Below are 22,009 nucleotides of genomic sequence, written 5' to 3' on the forward strand. Positions count from 1 at the left end.
ACTACGACAGACTATCTGGGCGATACGCCGGTGCGAATGACCTGCCCGCAGGCAATCGGCAATAAGTAAGCGTTCCGTCAGCCCTAGCCGCCGACCAGCGCCAACACGAGATACATCACCAGGTGTTATCCGACTGCGGGTATTCATAGTGGTTAAACTAGCCCGCCGGTTATACACCGTGGTTGTGCACACCCCAGCCTGCGCGGCAATCTCGGCAACACTATATGAGCCGGCCATAAGCATCTCGTAGATCACGCGATGCTTATGCATCATCGAGACCTTCGGGCAGTGCGATTGGTGCTGAATCGCAATTCCGGCTTGTCGCGCCCACCGCCTGACAGTTGGTGAGGGTATCCCTAACTCACGTCCAACTGCGCTTGCTGATGCCCCGTTGGCGATGTGTTGAAGCGCAATCGGTTTGATGGCACTGTATTTCGTTCGGCGGGTTTGCTTCACTACTTCTCCTGGTCGAAAGTGGTGATGCATTCACCGCCTGAACCTACCGGCCTGAAAGTGTCATAAACTTACACAGTTTCACATTTGCAGCCCGTATTCGCACGTGGAGCCCGTAATTTTTCGGGTTGCTAGTTACCGGGTCATCAGTTGTCGGGTTGCTGGTTTTTCTACTCTCCCCCCCCGGGCTGTAAAAAATCGGCGTGCGGTCGATTGACCGCACACCGATTAATTAGCCGCTTTAGCTGAGCTAGCAGGTTTGCTAGCTCTAGCAGCTTTAGCCGCGAACCGGCTTTTCAGCCCACTGCTTCAGCTCGGTATTCTTCTCGTCAACGCGAGCGAGCTGCTCTGCAACACGGACACCCGCGGTGCCGCCGCGAGTATCGCGGGAAGCGACAGCGCCGTCAATAGTAAGCACTTCACGGACCTTCGGAGTCAGTGCCGGGTGGACACCGGCGAGGTCCTCGTCGGAAAGCTCGTCCAGACCGATACCGCCCTTGGACTCTGCGATGCGGACACACTGGCCGGATGCCTCGTGAGCGTCGCGGAACGGTACGCCCTCGCGGACCAGCCACTCAGCCAAGTCCGTGGCCAGGGTGTAGCCAGCCGGAGCGAGCTCGCGCAGACGGTCTTCGTGGAAGGTCAGCGTTGCCACTAGACCGGTCAAAGCCGGAAGCAGTAGGGTTAGCTGCTCGACCGAGTCCACCAGAGGCTCCTTGTCCTCCTGGAGGTCGCGGTTGTAGGCCAGCGGCTGAGCCTTCAGCGTGGCCATGAGCCCTGCAAGATTACCGATCAGGCGACCGGTCTTACCGCGGGTCAGCTCTGCCACGTCCGGGTTCTTCTTCTGCGGCATGATGGAGGATCCAGTCGACCAGGCATCAGCCAGAGTGACGTAACCGTACTCCGGGGTGGCCCAGTAGATGATTTCCTCTGCCAGGCGAGACATGTCCACGGCAATCTGGGCGAAGACGAATGCCGCCTCAGAGGCGAAGTCACGCGAAGAAGTGCCGTCAATGGAGTTGTCCGTGGCAGAGTCGAAGCCGAGCTCTTCAGCAATGGCTTCCGGATCCAAGTGCAGCGAGGACCCTGCGAGCGCACCAGAACCGTACGGGGACACAGCCAGTCGACGGTCGAGATCGCGGATGCGGTCCAGATCGCGCAGCAGCGGATGCGCGTGAGCCAGCAACTGGTGGGCCAGCAATACCGGCTGCGCTGCCTGGGAGTGGGTCTTGCCCGGCATGATGGCATCCGGATGTGCCTTGGACTGAGCCACCAGGGCGGCAACCAGGTCAGTGACATCCAGTGCAACGCCGCGCACGGCATCGCGCAGCCACATGCGGAACAGAGTTGCCACCTGGTCATTGCGGGAACGACCAGCGCGCAGGCGACCGCCGACCTCCGGGCCGACGCGATCAATCAGACCGCGCTCCATGGCACCGTGGACGTCCTCATCTGTCGGCTCCGGACCAAATTCGCCGGAGGCAACGTCGCGACCGAGCTGATCAAGGCCTTCGATCATGGTGTCAAAGTCGGCATCGCTGAGCAGCCCACGGGCATGCAGCACTCGGGCGTGGGCCTTGGACGCAAGAACGTCGTAAGGCGCGAGCACCCAGTCAAAATGGGTGGACTTGCTCAATGCGGCCATCGCCTCGGACGGGCCACCGGCAAAGCGGCCGCCCCACAGGGAGCCTTCGTTGGTACCGTGCTTTTCGACCATTGTCTTTTCCAATAGGCCTTTCGCTCTAGTTGCTCTGGAGAATCTTTACAGTTTGAAGTCGCGCTTTGCGGCCATCTTCGAGGACAGGCCGTGCAGCTCGACAAAACCGCGAGCCAGGGTCTGGTCGAAGGTGTCGCCCTCGTCGTAGGTAGCCAGGTTGAAGTCGTACAGCGAGGTGTTCGAACGACGACCGTTGACGTTGCAGTGACCTGCGTGCATGACCATGCGGATGTCACCGGAAACGCCCTTCTGGGACTCCTCGATGAAGGCATCCAGCGCGCGCTTCAGCGGCGAGAACCACAGGCCGTCGTAGACCAGGTTGGCCCACTCGCCCTCGACCTGGCGCTTGTAACGAGCCAGCTCACGCTCAACGGTGACGTCCTCGAGCGCTGCGTGTGCGGTCATGATGGCAATTGCGCCCGGAGCCTCGTAAATCTCGCGGGACTTAATGCCGACCAGGCGGTCTTCAACCATGTCCAGACGACCGATGCCCTGAGCACCAGCGCGGCGGTTCATCTCTTCGATGGCCTCAAGCACGGAAACCATCTTGCCGTCGATGGCAGTCGGCTTACCATCCTCGAAGGAGATGATGACCTCGTCCGGGGAGCTGAAGTTCAGGGTCGGATCCTCGGTGTACGCGTAGACATCCTTGGTCGGTGCGTTCCACAGGTCCTCCAGGTAGCCGGTCTCAATGGCACGACCGAAGAGGTTCTGGTCAATGGAGAACGGAGAGGACTTGGACTGCTCAATTGGCAGACCCTTCTCCTCAGCGAAGGCAATAGCCTTGTCACGGGTCCAAGCGAAGTCACGAGCCGGAGCAATAATCTTCAGATCCGGGGCGGTGTTGGCGAAACCAACCTCGAAACGGACCTGGTCATTGCCCTTACCGGTGCAGCCGTGTGCGACGTGAGTGCCACCGAACTCCTCTGCAGCCTTCGCCATGTGCTTAACAATTAGCGGGCGAGACAGTGCAGAAACCAGCGGGTACTGCTTCATGTAGAGACCATTGGCCTTAATGGTCGGCAGGCAGTACTCCTCGGCGAACTCGTCCTTGGCGTCGACAACGACAGCTTCGACAGCGCCGGCGTCCAGAGCGCGCTGACGCACGGACTCCATGTCCTCGCCGCCCTGTCCGACATCGATGGAAACTGCGACGACCTCGCCGTCGGTCATTTCCTTGAGGTACGGAATAGCAACGGTGGTGTCGAGGCCACCAGAGTAAGCAAGAATAACCCGGTTGGTCATAGGGTAAGCGCTCCTTTAATCGGTGCTTTAAAGCATTTCGTGGAATAGTTTACTGGTTCGTTCCGGCGGCTAGACGCTGGGCTAGGTCAGCGCCGGAAAGTGGTTCTCTAGCCAGGCACATTACGGTGTCATCTCCCGCAATTGTGCCAACGATTTCTTTGAGTCCCGCACGGTCAATCACACTGGCTAGATACTGTGCGGCTCCCGGTGGTGTACGCACAACCGCGATGGTGCCCGAATGATCAATAGAGACCAGCAGCTCGTCTAAAACGCGCCGCATCCTGGCCACTGCCCCGCTGGAGACAACGAGTGCATCTTCGACGATGGAATAACGCGAACCGTTGACTCCGTCGCGAATCTTTCGGGCGCCCAGCTCATCGAGGTCTCTGGACAACGTCGCCTGCGCAATCTCAATGCCTTCGTCGGCAAGCAGCTCGACGAGCTGAACCTGACTGGACACGTGATGCTGCGCCAACAGGTCAGCGATGCGCGTCTGCCGAGCTGTGCGAGAACCTGGTTGTGCTGCGGTCATGACCTTACTGCCTCTCCACCAGCCAGGTCAGCAACGCCTTCTGAGCGTGCATGCGGTTTTCCGCCTCGTCAAAGACTACCGACTGCGGGCCATCGATGACCTCGGCAGTAACTTCGTTGCCGCGGTATGCCGGCAGGCAGTGCAGGAAGATGGCATCCTCATTTGCCTTCGCCATCAGCTCAGCGTTGACCTGGTACGGCAGAAACGGAGTGCGACGATCCAGGCCGTCGTTCTCCTGCCCCATGCTGACCCAGGTATCGGTGATGACAACGTCGGCACCGGCAATGGCCTCATCGACGTCTGCGGTTACGGCCACGGCCGCACCGGTCTGCTCCGCGACCTTCTTGGCGCGGTCGACGTAGACCTGCTCCGGCTGGAAGTTCTCCGGTGCACAGATGGTGACGTCCAGCCCTGCGGTGGCGAAGCCTACTAGGTAGGAGTTGGCCATGTTGTTGGCACCATCGCCAAAGTAGACAGCCTTCTTGCCACGCAGTCCCGCCTGGCCTTCTTCCGGGCATTTGTGCTCGATGATGGTCTGCAGGTCAGCGAGAATCTGGCACGGGTGGAACTCGTCGGAAAGCGCGTTGACAATCGGCACCGTCGCGGTCTCAGACATGGCCTCCAGCCCTGACTGTGCGTAGGTACGCCAGACGATTGCCGAGACAAAACGGCTGAGCACAGCAGCGGTGTCCTGGTAGGTCTCACCCTTGCCCATCTGCGAGTTTCCGGTTTCAACCACAATCGCGTTGCCGCCCAGAGCCGCAATGCCAGCGTCGAAGGAGAAACGGGTACGAGTCGAGGTCTTGTCGAACAGCACCGCAACCGACTGCGGCCCCTCAAACGGCCGGCGGGAGTACGGCGCTGCCTTCAGCTCTGCAGCCAACTGCAGCACCTCAGCCTGCTCCTGTGGAGTCAGGTCATCATCGGCGAGAAAATGACGGAGCATCAGTTCCTAATTCCTTCCATTGTTGGCGACAGCCTCAACGGCGTCGTTCAGGCAGGCATCAATCAACTCGACGGCGCGGTTGACTTCCTCATCGCTGAGGTTCAACGGCGGCACAATACGCAGCACATTCGCCTGCGGAGCGTTCAGAATGACACCACGTTCATAACCGGCGTTAACCGCTTCCTTCGCCAGGTTCTCGCGCAGCACCAGTCCAAGCATGAAGCCGCGACCACGCACGTGATCGACATGGCTTAACGACGCGAGCTTGCGAGCCAGGACCTTGCCCTTCTCGGTGACTCGATTGAGCAGCTTTTCTTCTTCCAGCGTCTCGATGACGGCCAGGCCGGCAGCGGCACAGACCGGATTGCCACCAAAGGTGGTACCGTGCGCACCAGGAGTAAACAGTTCCGCTGCGCGGCCGTTGGCGATGACAGCACCGAGCGGCAGGCCGCCGCCGAGGCCCTTGGCCAACGTCATGACATCCGGCACGATGCCATCGTGCTGGTGGGCAAACCACTGGCCGGTACGGCCGATGCCGGTCTGTACTTCGTCGACAATCATGAGAACGTCGAAGCGCTTGGTCAGTTCGCGGACGGCAGCGAGGTATCCCTCTGGCGGTGCGACCACACCGGTCTCACCCTGAATTGGTTCCAGAATCACCGCAGCGACACCCAACGGATCGGATTCGATGGTCTTGGTGAGGAAGTCAATGTCACCGTACGGCACGAACTCGACTCCACCCGGCATCGGTTCGAACGGGGTGCGCTTGTCCGGCTGACCGGTCATGGCAAGTGCGCCCATGGTGCGGCCATGGAACCCGTGGTGGGTCGCGATAATGCGGTTGCGTCCCGTCAAACGTGCCAGCTTGAACGCCGCCTCATTGGCCTCGGTGCCGGAATTGCAGAACATAATCCGGGTGTCATCAGTGTCCCAGCCAGTGAGCTCAATGAGCTTCTCGCCCAGTGCCAACGGTGGCTCAGAGGCGAAGATGTTGGACACGTGCCCCATCGTGGAAATCTGCTTGGACACAGCTTCCACGATGGCCGGATGTGCGTGACCCAACGCGTTGACTGCAATACCGGCGAGCAGATCCAGGTATTCCTTGCCCTCGGAATCCGTGACAATAGCGCCCTTACCCTGCACAAGCTCAATGCGCGGCGTGCCGTAATTGTTCATCATCGTGTGTTGCCACTGCTGCTTGAAGTCGCTCATGTCGTCTTTCGACCTGCCTAACGTGTGTAGCTAAATTCTTGTCAGTCTTTTCTGCCTTATCCGGGCTCTACCATTGTGCCGATACCGCCGGAAGTCATCAGCTCCAGCAGCACCGAGTGTGGCTGGCGGCCGTCGATAACGTGGGCTGCAGGCACTCCCCGATCTACTGCGTTCAGGCAGGACTCCATCTTCGGAATCATTCCGGAATCCAGCGTCGGAAGGATTTCTCGCAGATGCGAAGTGGAAATCCTCGACACCAGCGAATCGCGGTTCGGCCAATCCGTGTAGAGACCCTCGACATTAGTCAGAATCACCAAACGGTTCGCGTTAATTGCCGATGCCAGTGCACCTGCTGCCGTGTCGGCGTTGATGTTGTAGACCTCTTTGCCATCAGCGGACGGCGCAATCGTGGAGACCACCGGAATACGTCCGGCATCAATCAGGTCTAACAGCGTTTCCGAGTGCACCTCGGTGATATTGCCAACCAGCCCGATATCTGTCTCCTTGCCACCGACATTTACCGTGCGTCGAGTACCGGTGAACAGGCCACCGTCCTCACCAGAGGTACCCACTGCATAGGGGCCGTAGGCGTTGATGAGGTTCACCAGTTCGCGGCCGACCTGCCCGAAGAGCACCATGCGGACAATTTCCATGACCTCCGGAGTCGTGACGCGGAAACCGCCTCGGAACTCTCCCTCCAGCCCCAGGCGCTTGAGCATCGACGAAATCTGGGGGCCGCCACCATGGACAACCACCGGCTTGACACCCACGGTGCGCAGGAAAACCATGTCCTGCGCGAAGGCCTTCTTCAGTTTCAGGTCGGTCATCGCGTTACCGCCGTACTTGACCACCACAATCTTGTCGCGGTGGTGCTGCAGCCACGGCAGTGCTTCCGCCAGCACATGTGCCCGCTGCTCGAAGGACAGCCCTTCGGTCAACTGGTGAACCATTGCAGAGTCTCCTCAAAACCTTTACGACGAATAAGCCGAGTTGATGTGAACGTAGTCGTGGGAAAGGTCAGTCGTACGAATCGTGGCCTCTTCCGGATTACCAGTACCGAGGTCAACCTCAACGGCAATGTCCTTGCCGGACAGATCCACTTCACGTGCATCTGGCGTGCCACCGGTATCGCGACAGACTACGTGACCATTGAAGGAAACCGTGATGTGCTCCGGATCCATATCCACCGGCGCAGTGCCGACAGCCGCCAGCACACGACCCCAGTTCGGGTCCGAACCGAACATCGCACACTTGAAGAGGTTGTCGCGGCCGATAATTCGAGCAGCTACCAGGGCATCTTCCGCGCCACCGGTGCCACGCACGGTCACGGACACACGCTTGGTCACACCTTCGGCGTCCGACTGCATCTGGCGTGCGATGGAATCACACACACTGAGCACTGCCTGGTCGAGCTCCTCCTGCGAGGGCTTCACACCAGAGGCGCCGTTAGCCAAGATGATGACGGTGTCATTGGTGGATGTGGAGCCATCAATATCTAGGCGGTTAAACGTAACCTCACTAGCCTTGGCAATAGCCTCGTGCGCCATTTCTGCGCTTACCGACGCATCCGTCGTAATCACACCGAGCATCGTGGCCATCGACGGGCTAATCATGCCAACACCCTTGCCCATAGCGCCGACAGTGAATCCGTCACCATGCGCAACGGCCTGCTTTGCCACCAAGTCAGTGGTCAAGATGGCTTCTGCTGCAGCCGTACCTGCGGCGGCATCGCTGCCCAGATTCTCACACAGCTTCGGCACACCTGCCAGCACAATGTCCATCGGCAGCCGGTCACCAATCAAGCCGGTGGAACAGGTGCCAATCTCGGTAACGTCGACGCCGAGCTCATCTGCGACCTTTTGACAGACTTCGAGGGCGTCGGAAATACCCGGCTGACCATTGCAGGCATTGGCGTTGCCCGAGTTCAGCACCACAGCTGACAGCTTGCCGTCAGCGATATGCTTCTTGGATACCGTCACCGGCGCAGCCTGGACACGGTTGGTAGTAAAGACAGCCGCCGCGGTCTTCTCCGGCCCCTGGTTTACGATGAGCGCCATGTCCGGGTTTCCGCTGACCTTGATGCCTGCAATGACACCACTGGCCGCGAACCCCTGAGGTGCACATACGCCGCCTTCGTCACCAGCGACGTTGACGAGACCTTCTTTTTCTTCCTTCATCATGGGGCAACTCCTACCAGTGGAAGTCCTGCAGTTTCATTCTGTCCAGTAACCAAATTCATGCACTGAACTGCGGCACCACCGGTGCCCTTTGTCAGATTGTCAATCGACGAGGTCAACACCAGACGCTTGGCGCGTTCATCTACCTCAACCTGAATCTGAACCAAGTTAGAGCCAATTACCGACTGCGTCTGCGGCTGCAGCCCTTCGGCCAACACCTGCACAAACGGCTCACCCTTGTAGAACTCGAGGTAGGCCTCCCGTGCGGCTGCCTCCGTCACCCCGTCGACAAGCGGGGCGGTGATGGTGGTGAGAATGCCGCGTGACGTTGGGGCGAGCACCGGCGTGAAGCTGACGGTGAGATCCTCTGCGTACGGCTTGAGGTTTTGCAGAAATTCTGCGGTGTGGCGGTGCTTGCCCGCAGTGTTGTAGGCGCGGAGATTGCCCATAACCTCGGACCCGAGCAGGGGCACAGCTGCCTTCTTGCCCGCACCGGAGGTACCGGTGACGGAAACAACGGACAGATCCGGCTTGACCAGACCCTTTGCAACTGCCGGCAGTGCCGTAATAGTCCCGCCAGTGGGGAAACAACCCGGCACAGCAATACGCTTGGAAGCAGCCACTACTTCCCTGTTGCCCGGCAGCTCCGGAATACCGTAAGTCCAGGTACCGGCGTGCTCCGAGCCGTAGTAGTGCTCCCACTCAGCGGCGTCCTGCAGGCGGAAATCCGCGCCGCAGTCAATAATCACTGTGTCATCCCCCAACTGCTCTGCAATCGCAGCCGAATGACCGTGGGGCAGACCGAGGAACACCACGTCATGCCCAGCGAGTGTGTCACCATTAGTCGGCTCAATACGGCGGTCAGCCAAAGGTGCCACATGAGGCATAATATCGCCCACACGAGCACCCGCGTTGGATGCTCCCGTTAGTGCGCCGATGGTCAGTTCGCCGGAAAGATACGCCGGGTGCGACAACAGGAGGCGGAGGATCTCTCCTCCTGCGTAACCGGTCGCACCGGCAATGGCAACGGAAATACTCATGCCAAACATTCAACACTTTTATTCACCGTGTTGCAAGATATTCATAGAATTCGTTGTCAAAGTGCTGGAACTCTACCGATGTGACTGGAGTGAATTATGAATATAACGCCGTCATCGGTACATACTCTTCGTTCACTGAGCGCGCCGGTCATTCAATCAGCACGCCGGATTACTCAACGCCGGACTATTCAACTACGACGCTTGGCTCCTGACTCATCACGCCATCTGCCCACTGCGCCACCGATGACGTCGTGGTGTAAAGATAGTAACCCGACTCCTCCGGTGCGACGCTGCCATCAAAAGCCACCGCGCCCGAGAACACCGCCGCTAGCTGGCCGTCGATAAAAAGCGGTCCGCCCGAATCGCCCACCTGCAACGCCGCGGGGCGCTCCATGCGCGCCAACACCGAGTCTTCCCGCACGCATTGTTGATACTTCACTGGACACATCGAAGCGGTGACGGTCGCCGACGGCAGCGTGCCATCCGCAACATCGCCGAGCAGCGATCGCCCATAGACCGTGCCTGCCGTTTCTTGCTCCGAAAACGCTTGACGACGTTCCATTGCGGGATACCCCGGAAGAGCTGCGTCGCCCGCAAGGTGAACAAGCGCTACGTCACCGGTGGGCGCAATTTCCCAGCTATCGATAGGAACACGCCGGGCATCCGGGCCGAATCCGACCTCGACTTCCCCAACCTGCTGCGGGACATCACGCACGCAGTGGGCTGCGGTCATTACCCACTGCGGGGCGACTGCAGTTCCTGTGCAAAAGTTTCCGGTATGGGGACTGGTCTGGACCATGATCGCCACCACGGAGTCCGCCGCCACACTAGGCGCAGCAACCTCCCCGCCAACCAGCGCAGCCGCACTCGGCGCGCCGGTGAGCAACAGACCTGCCGTGACAGCAGCTGCAGCCACAGTCGCCGCAGGCTTCGCGCTGCTCACCGCGCGCGCTCCAACGCGCTGCTCTCGTGCCTCAGCGCTATTCAGCCTGTTGCCGCGGTGCCGCAAGATGCCAATCATGGGTATCTCTCCCTGTGGTCTCCCCTTTTAGCCACGCAGCTGAGCGCCGTGACGGGTAGTGGCCAGCTCAATGGCCGCCTCGCGAGCCGCGGAAGCTTCCTCTTCCCTCAGCGTACGGTCCGGTGCGCGGAAACGCAGGGAGTACGCCAGTGAGCGAACGCCTTCGCCCATCTGCTCGGAACGGTAAACATCGAAGATACGAATGGATTCGAGGAGCTCACCGGCACCTTCCACCAGAGTCTTCTCCACCTCTGCGGCGGAGACCTCATCGCTGACAACAAGCGCGACGTCCTGGTGGACAGCCGGGAACGGGCTGAGTACCGGCGCCGGCAGGTGCTCCGTCACTGGCAGTGCATCGAGATTAATCTCCATCGCGCAGGTGCGCTCCGGCAGACCAACGTCCTTGCACACCTTCGGGTGCAGCTCACCGGCGTGGCCGACGACGTGACCGTCGACAAGCAGCTCAGCGCAGCGGCCCGGGTGCCACGGCAGCACCTCAGCGTTACGGATCTCCAGCTCGACGTTGGCAGCGCGGGCAACAATGCGCGCGGCTTCGATGGCGTCGGCGACGGTGTACGCGGCCTCGTCACCCCACGGGCTATCCAGGCGGATACGACCGCAGGCGACAGTGGCGACGTGCAGCGGCTGCTCCGGCAGCGAGTCCAGCAGCTCGGCGCGCTCGGCCTCGCTCGGCAGACCCGCGGTAGACGGCATCGGCGAGACACCGTTGCCACGCTCGATGGATACCTGCTCCACACCGTAGAGCGACAGGTCGACCTGGCCGCGAGCAACATTGCGCTTCAGCGATTCAAGCATGGACGGCAGCAGAGTCGTGCCCAGCTGAGCGTGGTCGGACTCCAACGGGTTGATGACCTTGACGGTGTTACGACGCGGGTCATCAGCGTCCAGGCCCCAGACGTCGAAGACATCGTTGGCAATGAACGGTGTCGGCAGAATCTCCAGGTAGCCATTGTGAGCCAGCGCGTGACCGACGAAGCGGCGGCGCAGCTGACGCTCGGTCAGACCGCGACCGGCCGGGGCGATTGGGAGGATAACCGGAATGTCTTCCAGGCCCTCCAGTCGCAGGATTTCCTCAACCAGGTCAGCGGACATGGTCAGGTCCGAGCGCCAGGTCGGCGGAGTGACAGCCAGGCGGTCACCGTTGTCGACGACCTCGCAACCGACCTCGCGCAGGCGTCCAATGACGGTCTCACGCGGGTAATCAACGCCCGCAACTTCGCTGGCGCGGTTGACGGCAAAGTCAATAGTCGGCATGGTGGCAACCTCACCGAGCAGGGTGCGACCAGTGTCGATAGTGCCGCCGGCGATGTCAGCGAGCAGCTGGCAGGCCAGATCCAGAGCCGGCTCGACCAGAGCGGTGTCCACGCCGCGCTCGAAACGTCGTGAAGCCTCGGAGCTCAGCTTGTGGCGGCGACCACTGCGGAAGACATGCAGCGGCGACCAGTTGGCGGCCTCGAAGACCACATCGGTGGTGTCGTCGGCGATCTCGGAGGTGAGACCACCCATGATGCCGGCCAGCGACTGAATACCGTTGTCGTCGCAGATGACAACGTCCGCCGGGTCGAGCTTGCGGTCCACGTGGTCGAGAGTGGTCAGAGTCTCGCCGGCCTTAGCGTTGCGGATGTGCAGGCCACCAGCGATCTTGGAACCATCGAAAGCGTGCATCGGCTGGCCGAGCAGCAGCATCACGTAGTTGGTGACGTCCGTGGCCACGTTGACCGGACGCTGACCAGCCAGCAGCAGGCGGCGACGCATCCACCACGGGGTCTCGGCGTTCGGGTCGATGCCGGTGACTCGGCGCAGACCAAAGCGGCGGGTGTCGGTGTCCTCGTCGATGGTGACGTTCAGGACCTCTCCTTCCACCGGCAGCTCGTTGACCTTCGCCGGATCGGCGAAGTCGAGGTTGAAGGCGGAGCAGATCTCGCGGCCCAGTCCGCGGGCCGACAGCGCGTAACCGCGGTCCGGGGTGATGTTGACCTCGAACTTCTCGTCATCGAGACCGATGAATTCCTTGGCGCACGAACCCAGCTCAGCTGGGGCCGACGGCAGCGTGAGAATACCGGCGGAGGAATCGGTCATGCCCAGCTCAGCTTCGGAGCACAGCATGCCGTTGGAAACCTTGCCGTAAGTCTTCCGTGCGGAAATCTCGAACCCACCCGGCAGCACGCAGCCCGGCAGTGCGACGATAACAATGGAGCCCTCTTCGAAGTTGCGGGCACCACAGATGATCTCCTGCAGCTCGCCGGTGCCATTGGCATCACCGACATTGACCTGACAGAAGCGAATTGGCTTCTTAAAGCCCTCGAGCTCCTCAATGTGGTCGACGCGACCGAAAACCAGCGGCCCCTCGACCTTCTCCAGCGGCTCGTGCCCCTCGGTTTCAAAACCAACGCGGACGAAGCCCTCATCCAGCTCGTCCGGAGTGACGGACCAGTCTAGGTTGATGGTGTTCTCTGGGCCGCGAACGATTTCAGTGACCCACGACTGTGGAATGAACATGTAAGTAAAACTCCTAATCTGTAGGTCAGTGAATTAGCCGCGGATACCGAACGGCTGCGTGAAGCGGACGTCGCCTTCGACCATGTCGCGCATGTCGGTCAGGCCATTGCGGAACTGCAGGGTGCGCTCCAGACCCATGCCGAACGCGAAGCCCGAGTACACCTCCGGGTCAATGCCAGAGGCCCGCAGCACGTTCGGGTTGACCATGCCGCAGCCACCCCACTCGATCCAGCCTGCGCCGCCCTTCTTGTTCGGGAACCAGACGTCGACCTCAGCGGACGGCTCCGTGAACGGGAAGTAGTTAGTGCGCATGCGGGTCTTGGTCTCCGGACCGAACAGCGCCTTTGCCATGTGATCCAGCGTGCCGCGCAGGTGCCCCATGGTCAGCCCCTTGTCCACGGCCAGTCCCTCCACCTGGTGGAAGACTGGCGTGTGGGTGGCGTCGAGCTCATCGGTACGGAAGGTACGGCCCGGGCAGATAACGTAAATCGGCAGGTCACGCGACTGCAGAGTACGAACCTGAACCGGCGAGGTGTGCGTACGCAGCACCTGCTTGGATCCTTCCGGCGCAATGTGAAAAGTATCCTGCAGAGTACGAGCCGGGTGATCCGGCAGGAAGTTCAGTGCGTCAAAGTTGAAGTACTCGGCTTCGACCTCTGGGCCCTCGGCGACTTCCCAGCCCATGCCCACAAAGATGTCACCGATCTGCTCGGACAGAATGGTAATTGGGTGCATGCCGCCGCGCTGGCCCCGCGTGGTGTCCACCGACACGTCGATACGCTCCGCGACCAGACGACGCGCGTTTTCCTCTTCCTCCAGCACCGCAAGTCGCTCAGCATAGTGCTTTTCGACGGCTCCGCGAACAACATTTACGCGACGACCAGCATCCTTGCGCTCAGCCTTCGGAATGGAGCCCAGCGCGCGGCGAGCCTGTGGAATGTACCCTTCATCCCCCAAGTGCTCACGGCGGGCGGCAGAAAGCTCATCCAGATTGCCGGCAGCATCAAAGGCATCCGTGGCCTTCTGCGCAGCCGCCTGGAGGGCGTCCTCGGAAAGATCGATAGGATTTGGCGAATCGCTCACGTGTCAACCACTTCTATATAGGACTATCAGTTCTTGTGATGGAACAATCATAGTCGAGGATAACTGCACACGTGCACGCACCTCACCATCGAGGTTTCCTACTTACCCCGGACCGTCTCCCACAGGCACATGGCCGCTGCGGTGGCGAGGTTCAACGACTCCGCCTCGCCCTTAATAGGGATGGACACACTTGCCCCCGCCGAGGCCGTAATCTCCTCCGACAGGCCATGTGCTTCGTTGCCGAAAAGCCAGGCGACGGGACCGTCGGGAAGCGCATCAACGCCGAGAGTGAGAGCGCCATCCATCGCCGTGGCGAGGGTGGTAAAGCCCGCTTCCCTGACTTTCTCCATAACGACATCAATATCGCGCTCGCGTGCGACAGGGGTATGAAAAACAGAACCTGCCGAGGAACGCACAGCCTTAGAGTTCAAAGGATCGACCGAATCGCCAGCAAGGATAACCGCGCCAGCGCCGAGGGCGTCAGTCATACGCACAATCGTGCCGACATTACCCGGGTCATTGCACTCCACCGGAATCACCAGACAGCCGGACCGCTTTCCAACCTCAATAGCCTCTTCCAACGAAGTGGACACCGCATTAGTGTCACAGACGGCGAAGAGTCCGGTGGTGGTGACAGTTTCACTCAAAGAGCGGGCGGCGGAGTCGTCGATAAGCGAAACAGACTTACGCTGCGTCCCAGATTCGAGATACCCCGTGAGCAGCTCACGGAACTGCTCGGCGGCGGCTGCCGTGACGAAAACTTCCACGACAGCCTCTGCGCGGATAGCTGCATCGACGGAATTGAAGCCCTCGATGAGGAAGCGCCCGGCCTTCTTCCGCTTGGCCGCACGGTGGAGCTGAATAGCCGCCGAGACTCGCGGAGTGCGAGGAGTAAACGGCTCGTCATTGAAGTACAGCGCAGAGTTCATAGTGATTAATCCTAGTGATGCGGCTCGGGATTCATAACCGCCAGCAGGCCAATGCGGATACGAAAAACCACCGCCGAGGTTATTCGTTAACCCAATCGACGGTGGTTTTTCAAAGATGTTGGCAGGCGCACTGCCAGTAAGCAGACGCTTGCCGACGCTACGTACGAGTTACCTCGTAGCTGCTTTACTTAGCAGCAGGAGCGTTGACGTCCTCCGGCAGAGCGTCCTTAGCGACCTTGACCAGAGCAGCGAATGCCTGCGGGTCGTTGACAGCCATCTCAGCCAGGTTCTTACGGTCAACCTCAACGCCAGCCAGGTTCAGGCCCTGGACGAAGCGGTTGTAGGTGATGTCGTTAGCGCGGGCAGCAGCGTTGATACGCTGAATCCACAGACGACGGAACTGACCCTTACGGTGGCGGCGATCGCGGAACTCGTAGGTCTTGGAGTGGAGCATCTGCTCCTTGGCCTTGCGGTACAGGCGGGAGCGCTGACCACGGTAGCCCTTTGCGGAATCGAGAACTTCGCGACGCTTCTTCTTAGCGTTAACAGACCGCTTCACACGTGCCACGGTGATACTTCCTTTTCGTTGTCTTTAAGAACTAGTGAAATTAAGAGGGCGATTGCCCTGGGACGAGGCTTGAAAAATTAAGCCTTGCCCAGCAGACGCTTGACGCGCTTGACGTCCGACTTAGCAACGTCCGTGGTGCCCTTCAGGCGACGGGTACGAGTGGACGGCTTGCCCTCCAGGAGGTGGCGGCGGTTAGCCTGCTCGCGGCGCAGCTTGCCGGAACCGGTAACCTTGATGCGCTTTGCGGTGCCCTTGTGGGTCTTCTGCTTCATGTTAAAACTCTCCCCTACCGATCTTTGACGCTCGTGGCGCAAAAATCTCGTTTACAACCATTTCTGGTCAGGTCGGTTACTTCTTACCCTTATTCCGAACCGGCCCCAGGACCATAGTCATGTTGCGACCGTCCTGCTTCGGGCGAGACTCGACAATGCCGTACTCTTCGACATCGGCGGCCAGACGCTCCAACAGGCGGAATCCCAGTTCTGGACGAGACTGTTCACGGCCACGGAACATAATCGTGACCTTGACCTTCGAACCCTTCTCCAAGAAACGAACAACGTTGTTCTTCTTGGTTTCGTAGTCGTGGTCATCAATCTTCGGACGGAACTTCTGCTCCTTGACCACAGTCTGCTGCTGGTTCTTTCGAGCCTCGCGTGCCTTCTGGGCTTGTTCGTACTTGAACTTGCCGTAGTCCATAATCTTGGCGACCGGCGGCTTTGCTCGCGGAGCAACCTCAACCAGGTCAAGGTCTGCTTCGTAAGCGAGCTTGAGTGCGTCACCGGTGCGGACAACGCCCACCTGCTCACCATTCGGTCCTACAAGGCGGACTTCCGGTACTCGAATATCCTCGTTAATACGAGCTTCAGCGCTGATGTGGCCTCCTAGGTTGAACCTGAACAATCTTCGTTTCAAACCGCGATAGCAAGCGGGAAAGGAAGAAAAGCCACGCGTCTACAGCGGATTACTACACACTGTATAAGGACGCCTTCCAATCGTGCGATGTGACATCACCGATTAGGGTGGACCCCGGCGCTACCGTAATTCTTTGGCGCACCTAGGGTGGGACTTAAATCCTCTTCGCTGCCGAATGCAACTAAATGCTCCCCGAAGGCAGCAAGCATCGCATTCTGGCGGTCGTAGACGAGATGTTAACACAGCTGTTCTCGCATACCAAAACCGGCTCTCACTCCGGGTTATTCACCATCGGCACCCGACGCGATACCAAGCGTCAAAAAAGTGCAATCCGAATTGTAATCAGATTGGTAGATTCTCTCCATAGTTTTTAGGCCAAACACGATTAAAGTCGTCACCATGAATACTGGCTCCAACGGCTTTGGCCCTAAAGCCGAGAACACCAATCCTAATCAGCACTCCGCCCGATACGACAAGCCTCCGACCGGCGATTTTGTCCTGACCGGCGACTCCGTCTCAGAGCTTTCCCATGCTCTGGCAGATTTGGAGGCCAGCTCGCTTCGACTGGCTCAGCTCACCCGTACCTGGCAGGTGCGCCTTTCGCAGGCAAGCGGGCAAGCGCCGACTGCACCGAGCGCGCCTCAAACTACGGGAACGGAGTTTGCGTCGGTACCTAAAGCGGTACCTAAATCGGCGCCTGAGCGGACACCTCAAGCGCCGCCCCATGTTGCACCCCAAGGGGCACCTCAACACAATCCGCAGCCACCGCCAACACAAGCGGACTGGCGGAATCAACCAGCTCCCCTGCCACAGAGCGGCGCAACTGCGCAGCCGATGTTCGGCTTCCCCTCTGCCCACCAGTGGCGGCGGGATTCGAAGTCGCCGCAGTCTTCTCCCTTGCCGCAGTCTTCCCCCTCGCCACAGTCTTCCCCAACCGGCTCGGCCCCGCCGTCGAAGCTGCCGGAGGCACCGCGTGAACCTCGCGAGCCCCGCGAACCCTGGTGGCGCAACGAGAAGGCAATCATCAGAATCATCGCCATCTTCGGTGGTCTCATCACCGCTGCCGGTATCGCGTTTTTCGTCGCGGTCGCAATCCAATCCGGCCTGATTGGACCAGCCGGTCGTGTGATCCTGGCTTACTTGTTGGCCGCCGTGCTCGCGGTCGCGGCTGTGCGAGCGCACCGTCGTCAAGCACCGCCTGCTGGTGTGACGGCGCTGATTGCGACATCACTAGCCGCTGCGCACCTGACAACGATGTCGATGTCCTACCTCCTCGACTGGATTCCTGTGGCAGCGACGCTGGTCATCATGTTGCCTTTCGCCGCAGTCGGTCTATACGGCGCGCGGTGGACGAAGTCGAGTGCAACCGCGGCGTGGACAATCACAATCAACACCGGATTAATGCTGTGGGCGACGATCGGCCTCAACTTCCACGCCCGCCCGCTGAGCTCCTCGCTCGCGCAAATCACCCTTCAACTGATGGTCATCGCCGCTATCGTCTGCCTCCTGAACGTCCCCTTCCGGAAGTACGTAGTCGCATTCCTGCTCGGCGCAAACGTTCTCATCGGCGTAATCACGACCAACAATGCACTGGTGATGCCCGCAATCGCCGCACTCACCATTGCCCTTTTCGCGTTTGCCCAGTTCGGCCCGCTGGCGTTGGCTCGCCAACTCACTCCCGAGCTTGACGACGAGCCTTCGGAAACCAGCACCTGGGAAGACGATCTGGTCACCATCACGTCAGTAGTTGCCTTCTCGACTCCGGTTGTAGCTGCAGTCCCAACGGTCAACGCCACACAGTCCACCTCCAGCCTCTGGTTGCTGTTCTACGGCGGATTCGTGCTGTTCATCGCAATTGCTGCAGTATTCCTTTGGAACCGTGCCATCTTCCGCTATCTCGCCCCAATGGCCTTAGCCACGGCAATTCTGCCCTGGCTAGCGCTCGCGGTGGCAGGCCCGGAAAGGAGCTCAGGAGCCGATACTGGACCCCACTCTTGGGGTCTCATCCCAATCTCTATCGGTGCCGCGCTCTTTGTCTGGGCGCTGGCCACAGCATCGAAGCACGGCGCGATTGGCGCACGACTACAGGCTCCTGAACCAACCCGGGATGCCGTGGCACCATATACAAAGATTGCGGCACTGACCTGGCTGCTCGGCGCAACGGTAGTACACCTCTACATCCTGCCCGCAGCATTGAATGCCGGTGCTGCGGACGACTACTCGGCAACGTGGGCAGAAATGCTTTCGCTATTGTTCCTGCTGTGCGCCGACGTCGGCCTGGCCGTGACGGCAGCGAGGTCGCAGCTACCGCCAGCTTTTGCACTGATTGGCCTGGCTGCACTGGGTATGCCATTTATCGTGCTGCTCACGACTATTGGCGTGAGCTTCAACGCTGCACACATGTTGTTGAGTATTTTCTGGGCCACGATTGCCGGCATGCTGGTGCTATCGAAGAGGTTCCACCACATTCCGGCGCGACTGGCAGCGGGTTTAACGATTGCGGCGCTGTCTATCGTCAAGCTGATCTTCTACGACATGGCAACGCTCGATGGCGTTATCCGCGCCTTGGCGTTCCTCGGCTGTGGCCTGATTCTGCTGGCCATGGCGGTCTCCGGGGCGAAGCAGAAGAGTGCCGAGGAGCCGGCGGCACCGGACCGTGACGGCACCGCCAGCAATACTGACGCTGCCGGCGCGAGCGGCGCAGCAGATGCCGACCCCGCTGCTGACAGAATGGAAGGCATCACCCGCACCGACGGTCCTGAGATCTCCGACGGAAACGACCCGACTACCTAAGCTGCTTAAGCAGCGGCTTCAGGTACTGCCCGGTGTGGGAGCCGGAACAGTTCGCGACATCCTCCGGCGTGCCCTCTACAACCACGGTGCCACCGCCGGAGCCGCCTTCCGGCCCCATGTCGATGATCCAATCCGCAGACTTGATGACATCCAAATTGTGCTCAATGACAATGACGGTGTTGCCCTTGTCCACCAGGCCCTGCAACACCAACATGAGCTTGCGGATGTCCTCAAAATGCAGCCCCGTGGTCGGCTCATCCAAGATGTAGACCGTCCGGCCATTGGAGCGCTTCTGCAGCTCACTGGCCAGCTTTACACGCTGAGCCTCACCACCCGAGAGCGTGGTCGCCGCCTGCCCGAGACGGACATAGCCCAGGCCGACGTCGACAAGCGTATTGAGATAACGCGCAATCGACTGAATCGGCTCGAAGAACTCCGCTGCCTCGGAGATGGGCATGTCCAGCACCTCAGCGATGGTCTTGCCCTTGTAACGAACCTCCAGCGTTTCGCGGTTGTAGCGCGCGCCATGGCAAACCTCGCAAGGCACATAGACGTCCGGCAGGAAGTTCATCTCAATTTTGATGGTGCCGTCGCCCTTACACGCCTCACAGCGGCCGCCCTTGACGTTGAAGCTGAATCGACCGGGCTTATAGCCACGAACCTTGGCCTCTTGCGTCTCGGCGAAGAGGTTGCGGATCTTGTCGAACACACCGGTGTACGTCGCTGGGTTGGAACGCGGGGTGCGACCAATCGGCGACTGATCAACTTGCACCAGCTTGTCCAGCTGATCCAACCCCTCCACGCGGCTGTGTCGACCCGGCACCTGACGAGCACCGTTGAGCTCGTTGCTCATCACCTTGGCCAGGATTTCGTTGACCAAGGTGGACTTGCCGGACCCGGAAACACCCGTAACGCAGGTCAACACGCCGAGGGGGAACTTCACGTCGATCTTCTTCAGGTTGTTTTCGCGAGCGCCCTTGACCGTCACCATGCGCGATTTATCAATCGCACGCCGGTTCTCCGGCACCGCCAACACCCGACGACCCGAGAGGTACGCACCTGTCAGCGACTCTTCGCAGTCAACAATGCCCGACGGTTCGCCCTGGTAGACGATCTGTCCACCGTATTCACCGGCCTTGGGCCCAATGTCGACCAGCCAATCGGCCTCGCGAATCGTCTCCTCATCATGCTCGACCACAATCAGCGTATTGCCCAGGTCGCGCAGGTTCTTCAGAGTCTTGATTAGACGACTGTTATCGCGCTGGTGAAGACCAATCGACGGCTCATCCAAGACATAGAGCACGCCGGCGAGCCCCGAGCCAATCTGGGTGGCCAGACGAATTCGCTGCGCTTCGCCACCGGACAGCGTGCCCGCCGAACGCGACAGGGACAGATAGTCCAGCCCCACATCCAGCAGGAACTTCAGACGAGCCTGCACCTCACGCAGAACGCGACCGGCAATCATTTCCTCGCGCTTGCCCAAAGTCAGCGAATTCAGGAATGCCGAGCCATCGTGGACCGACAGCTCTGTGAGCTCGGCAATATTCTTCTGCCCGAACTCCGCCGAATCCAGCGTCACCGAAAGAATTTCTGGCCGCAGACGCGTGCCATTACACGCCGGACACGGCACTTCACGCATGTATCCCTGGAAGCGGTCCTTCTGGGAGTCACTCTCTGCCTGCGACAGCTTGCGGTGCAGGTACGGCATCACGCCTTCAAACGGCGCGGTGTACTGGCGAGTACGGCCGTACCTATTGCGGTAGCGCACCGTGACCTTGTGACTGGAACCATGCAGCAGGGCCTTACGCTGCGGCGCTGTGAGATCTTCGAAAGGCGTGGTCGGGTCGAAGCTCATCTCGGTAGCGAGCCCCTCGACCAGCTTTTCAAAGTACTTCTTGTTCAGCGTCTGTCGCCACGGCGCAATAGCCTCGATCGTCGGCAGTGACGGATCTGGAATGACCAGGTCCGTGTCCACCTCCAGCTTGGTGCCAATGCCGTCGCACTCCGGGCAGGCACCGTACGGCGAGTTAAAGGAAAACGACCGTGGCTCCAGCTCATCGATAGCAATGCGGTGCCCATTCGGGCAGGCCATCTTTTCCGAGAATCGCTGGGTTCGACGCGGGTCATCTGCCTCCAGCCCGACAGCGTCGATGACCACGACGCCGTCGGCAAGCAGAAGCGCCGTTTCGACGGAATCGGTGAGCCTGCGCTGCTGCGACTCCTTCACCTGGAGGCGGTCAATAACCACGTCAATGTCATGCTTGACCTGCTTCTTCAGCTTCGGCGGATCCGTTAGGCGATGCATTTCGCCGTCGACGATGACACGCGCGTAGCCCTCAGATGCGAGGCGTTCAAACAGGTCGACGAACTCGCCCTTGCGCGTACGCACGACGGGTGCGAGGACCTGGAATTTGGTGCCCTCCGGCATCTCCATGACCTGATCGACAATCTGCTGTGGAGTCTGTGAGGAGATTACTTCCCCACAGGTCGGACAGTGCGGAGTACCGGTGCGCGCGTAGAGCAGACGCAGGTAGTCATACACTTCTGTGATGGTTCCGACGGTCGAGCGCGGGTTGCGGTTCGTCGACTTCTGGTCGATCGACACCGCCGGCGAGAGCCCCTCAATCATCTCTACATCGGGTTTTTCCATCTGCCCCAGGAACATGCGCGCATAGGAGCTCAGCGACTCCACGTAACGGCGCTGGCCCTCGGCGAAGATTGTGTCAAATGCCAGTGACGATTTACCCGACCCCGACAGACCGGTGAAAACCACCATCTTGTCTCTGGGCAAATCGATGTCAACACCCTGCAGGTTATGCTCGCGGGCGCCTCTGACCACTAGACGTTCAGCCACAGTGGGA

General features: G+C 60.0%; 17 protein-coding genes. 1 reads left to right on the forward strand and 16 read right to left on the reverse strand.

The features are described 5' to 3' along the window. Nucleotides 1-730: 730 nt before the first annotated feature. The 15 genes from argH to infC all read right to left on the reverse strand — a co-directional run bounded on the left by argH (nucleotide 731) and on the right by infC (nucleotide 16,343). On the reverse strand, nucleotides 731-2,170 hold the full coding sequence (argH, locus tag QP995_RS01245) for an argininosuccinate lyase (RefSeq protein ID WP_016422893.1): 1,440 nt from the start codon (nucleotides 2,168-2,170) through the stop codon (nucleotides 731-733). A gap of 45 nt (nucleotides 2,171-2,215) precedes the next feature. Next, the gene (locus QP995_RS01250; RefSeq protein ID WP_284852836.1) at nucleotides 2,216-3,415 is read right to left on the reverse strand and encodes an argininosuccinate synthase; all 1,200 of its coding nucleotides are present in this window, start codon (nucleotides 3,413-3,415) and stop codon (nucleotides 2,216-2,218) included. A gap of 49 nt (nucleotides 3,416-3,464) precedes the next feature. After that, entirely contained in the window at nucleotides 3,465-3,947 is a 483-nt protein-coding gene (locus QP995_RS01255) for an arginine repressor (RefSeq protein ID WP_070437612.1), read from the reverse strand. Between the two features lie 4 nt (nucleotides 3,948-3,951). After that, on the reverse strand, nucleotides 3,952-4,893 hold the full coding sequence (gene argF / locus QP995_RS01260; protein ID WP_038625624.1) for an ornithine carbamoyltransferase: 942 nt from the start codon (nucleotides 4,891-4,893) through the stop codon (nucleotides 3,952-3,954). A gap of 6 nt (nucleotides 4,894-4,899) precedes the next feature. Next, the gene (locus QP995_RS01265; protein WP_070429632.1) at nucleotides 4,900-6,105 is read right to left on the reverse strand and encodes an acetylornithine transaminase; all 1,206 of its coding nucleotides are present in this window, start codon (nucleotides 6,103-6,105) and stop codon (nucleotides 4,900-4,902) included. A 56-nt stretch (nucleotides 6,106-6,161) separates the two neighbouring features. Beyond that, entirely contained in the window at nucleotides 6,162-7,055 is an 894-nt protein-coding gene (gene argB / locus QP995_RS01270; RefSeq protein ID WP_070429631.1) for an acetylglutamate kinase, read from the reverse strand. A 21-nt stretch (nucleotides 7,056-7,076) separates the two neighbouring features. Then, nucleotides 7,077-8,285: a bifunctional glutamate N-acetyltransferase/amino-acid acetyltransferase ArgJ gene (argJ, locus tag QP995_RS01275; protein ID WP_070605570.1), complete on the reverse strand. Its 1,209-nt coding sequence runs from the start codon at nucleotides 8,283-8,285 to the stop codon at nucleotides 7,077-7,079. Further along, nucleotides 8,282-9,322, reverse strand: coding sequence for an N-acetyl-gamma-glutamyl-phosphate reductase (gene argC / locus QP995_RS01280; RefSeq protein ID WP_187403959.1), 1,041 nt, complete (start codon nucleotides 9,320-9,322; stop codon nucleotides 8,282-8,284). Before argC ends, argJ begins: the two co-directional genes overlap by 4 nt. A gap of 184 nt (nucleotides 9,323-9,506) precedes the next feature. Next, complete coding sequence (locus QP995_RS01285) at nucleotides 9,507-10,343, reverse strand: trypsin-like serine protease (RefSeq protein WP_070866612.1); 837 nt, start codon at nucleotides 10,341-10,343, stop codon at nucleotides 9,507-9,509. A 27-nt stretch (nucleotides 10,344-10,370) separates the two neighbouring features. Further along, nucleotides 10,371-12,863, reverse strand: coding sequence for a phenylalanine--tRNA ligase subunit beta (gene pheT / locus QP995_RS01290; RefSeq protein ID WP_284852837.1), 2,493 nt, complete (start codon nucleotides 12,861-12,863; stop codon nucleotides 10,371-10,373). A gap of 33 nt (nucleotides 12,864-12,896) precedes the next feature. Continuing rightward, the gene (gene pheS / locus QP995_RS01295; RefSeq protein WP_070429629.1) at nucleotides 12,897-13,946 is read right to left on the reverse strand and encodes a phenylalanine--tRNA ligase subunit alpha; all 1,050 of its coding nucleotides are present in this window, start codon (nucleotides 13,944-13,946) and stop codon (nucleotides 12,897-12,899) included. Between the two features lie 98 nt (nucleotides 13,947-14,044). Continuing rightward, nucleotides 14,045-14,875: a TrmH family RNA methyltransferase gene (locus QP995_RS01300; RefSeq protein ID WP_070549335.1), complete on the reverse strand. Its 831-nt coding sequence runs from the start codon at nucleotides 14,873-14,875 to the stop codon at nucleotides 14,045-14,047. Between the two features lie 184 nt (nucleotides 14,876-15,059). Then, entirely contained in the window at nucleotides 15,060-15,443 is a 384-nt protein-coding gene (gene rplT, locus QP995_RS01305) for a 50S ribosomal protein L20 (protein ID WP_016422904.1), read from the reverse strand. Nucleotides 15,444-15,520: 77 nt separating this feature from the next. After that, on the reverse strand, nucleotides 15,521-15,715 hold the full coding sequence (gene rpmI / locus QP995_RS01310) for a 50S ribosomal protein L35 (protein ID WP_005511726.1): 195 nt from the start codon (nucleotides 15,713-15,715) through the stop codon (nucleotides 15,521-15,523). A gap of 76 nt (nucleotides 15,716-15,791) precedes the next feature. Then, complete coding sequence (gene infC, locus QP995_RS01315; protein ID WP_172954614.1) at nucleotides 15,792-16,343, reverse strand: translation initiation factor IF-3; 552 nt, start codon at nucleotides 16,341-16,343, stop codon at nucleotides 15,792-15,794. Nucleotides 16,344-16,754: 411 nt separating this feature from the next. Between infC and QP995_RS01320 the strand changes: the two genes are divergently transcribed. Then, on the forward strand, nucleotides 16,755-19,148 hold the full coding sequence (locus tag QP995_RS01320; RefSeq protein WP_284852838.1) for a DUF2339 domain-containing protein: 2,394 nt from the start codon (nucleotides 16,755-16,757) through the stop codon (nucleotides 19,146-19,148). On the opposite strand, the gene uvrA is transcribed toward QP995_RS01320, so the two are convergent. Further along, complete coding sequence (uvrA, locus tag QP995_RS01325; protein ID WP_284852839.1) at nucleotides 19,141-22,002, reverse strand: excinuclease ABC subunit UvrA; 2,862 nt, start codon at nucleotides 22,000-22,002, stop codon at nucleotides 19,141-19,143. The two genes, QP995_RS01320 and uvrA, sit on opposite strands and share 8 nt — an antisense overlap. Nucleotides 22,003-22,009 lie beyond the last annotated feature (7 nt).

Source organism: Corynebacterium sp. MSK032, assembly GCF_030232065.1.
Lineage (GTDB): Bacteria > Actinomycetota > Actinomycetes > Mycobacteriales > Mycobacteriaceae > Corynebacterium > Corynebacterium jeikeium_D.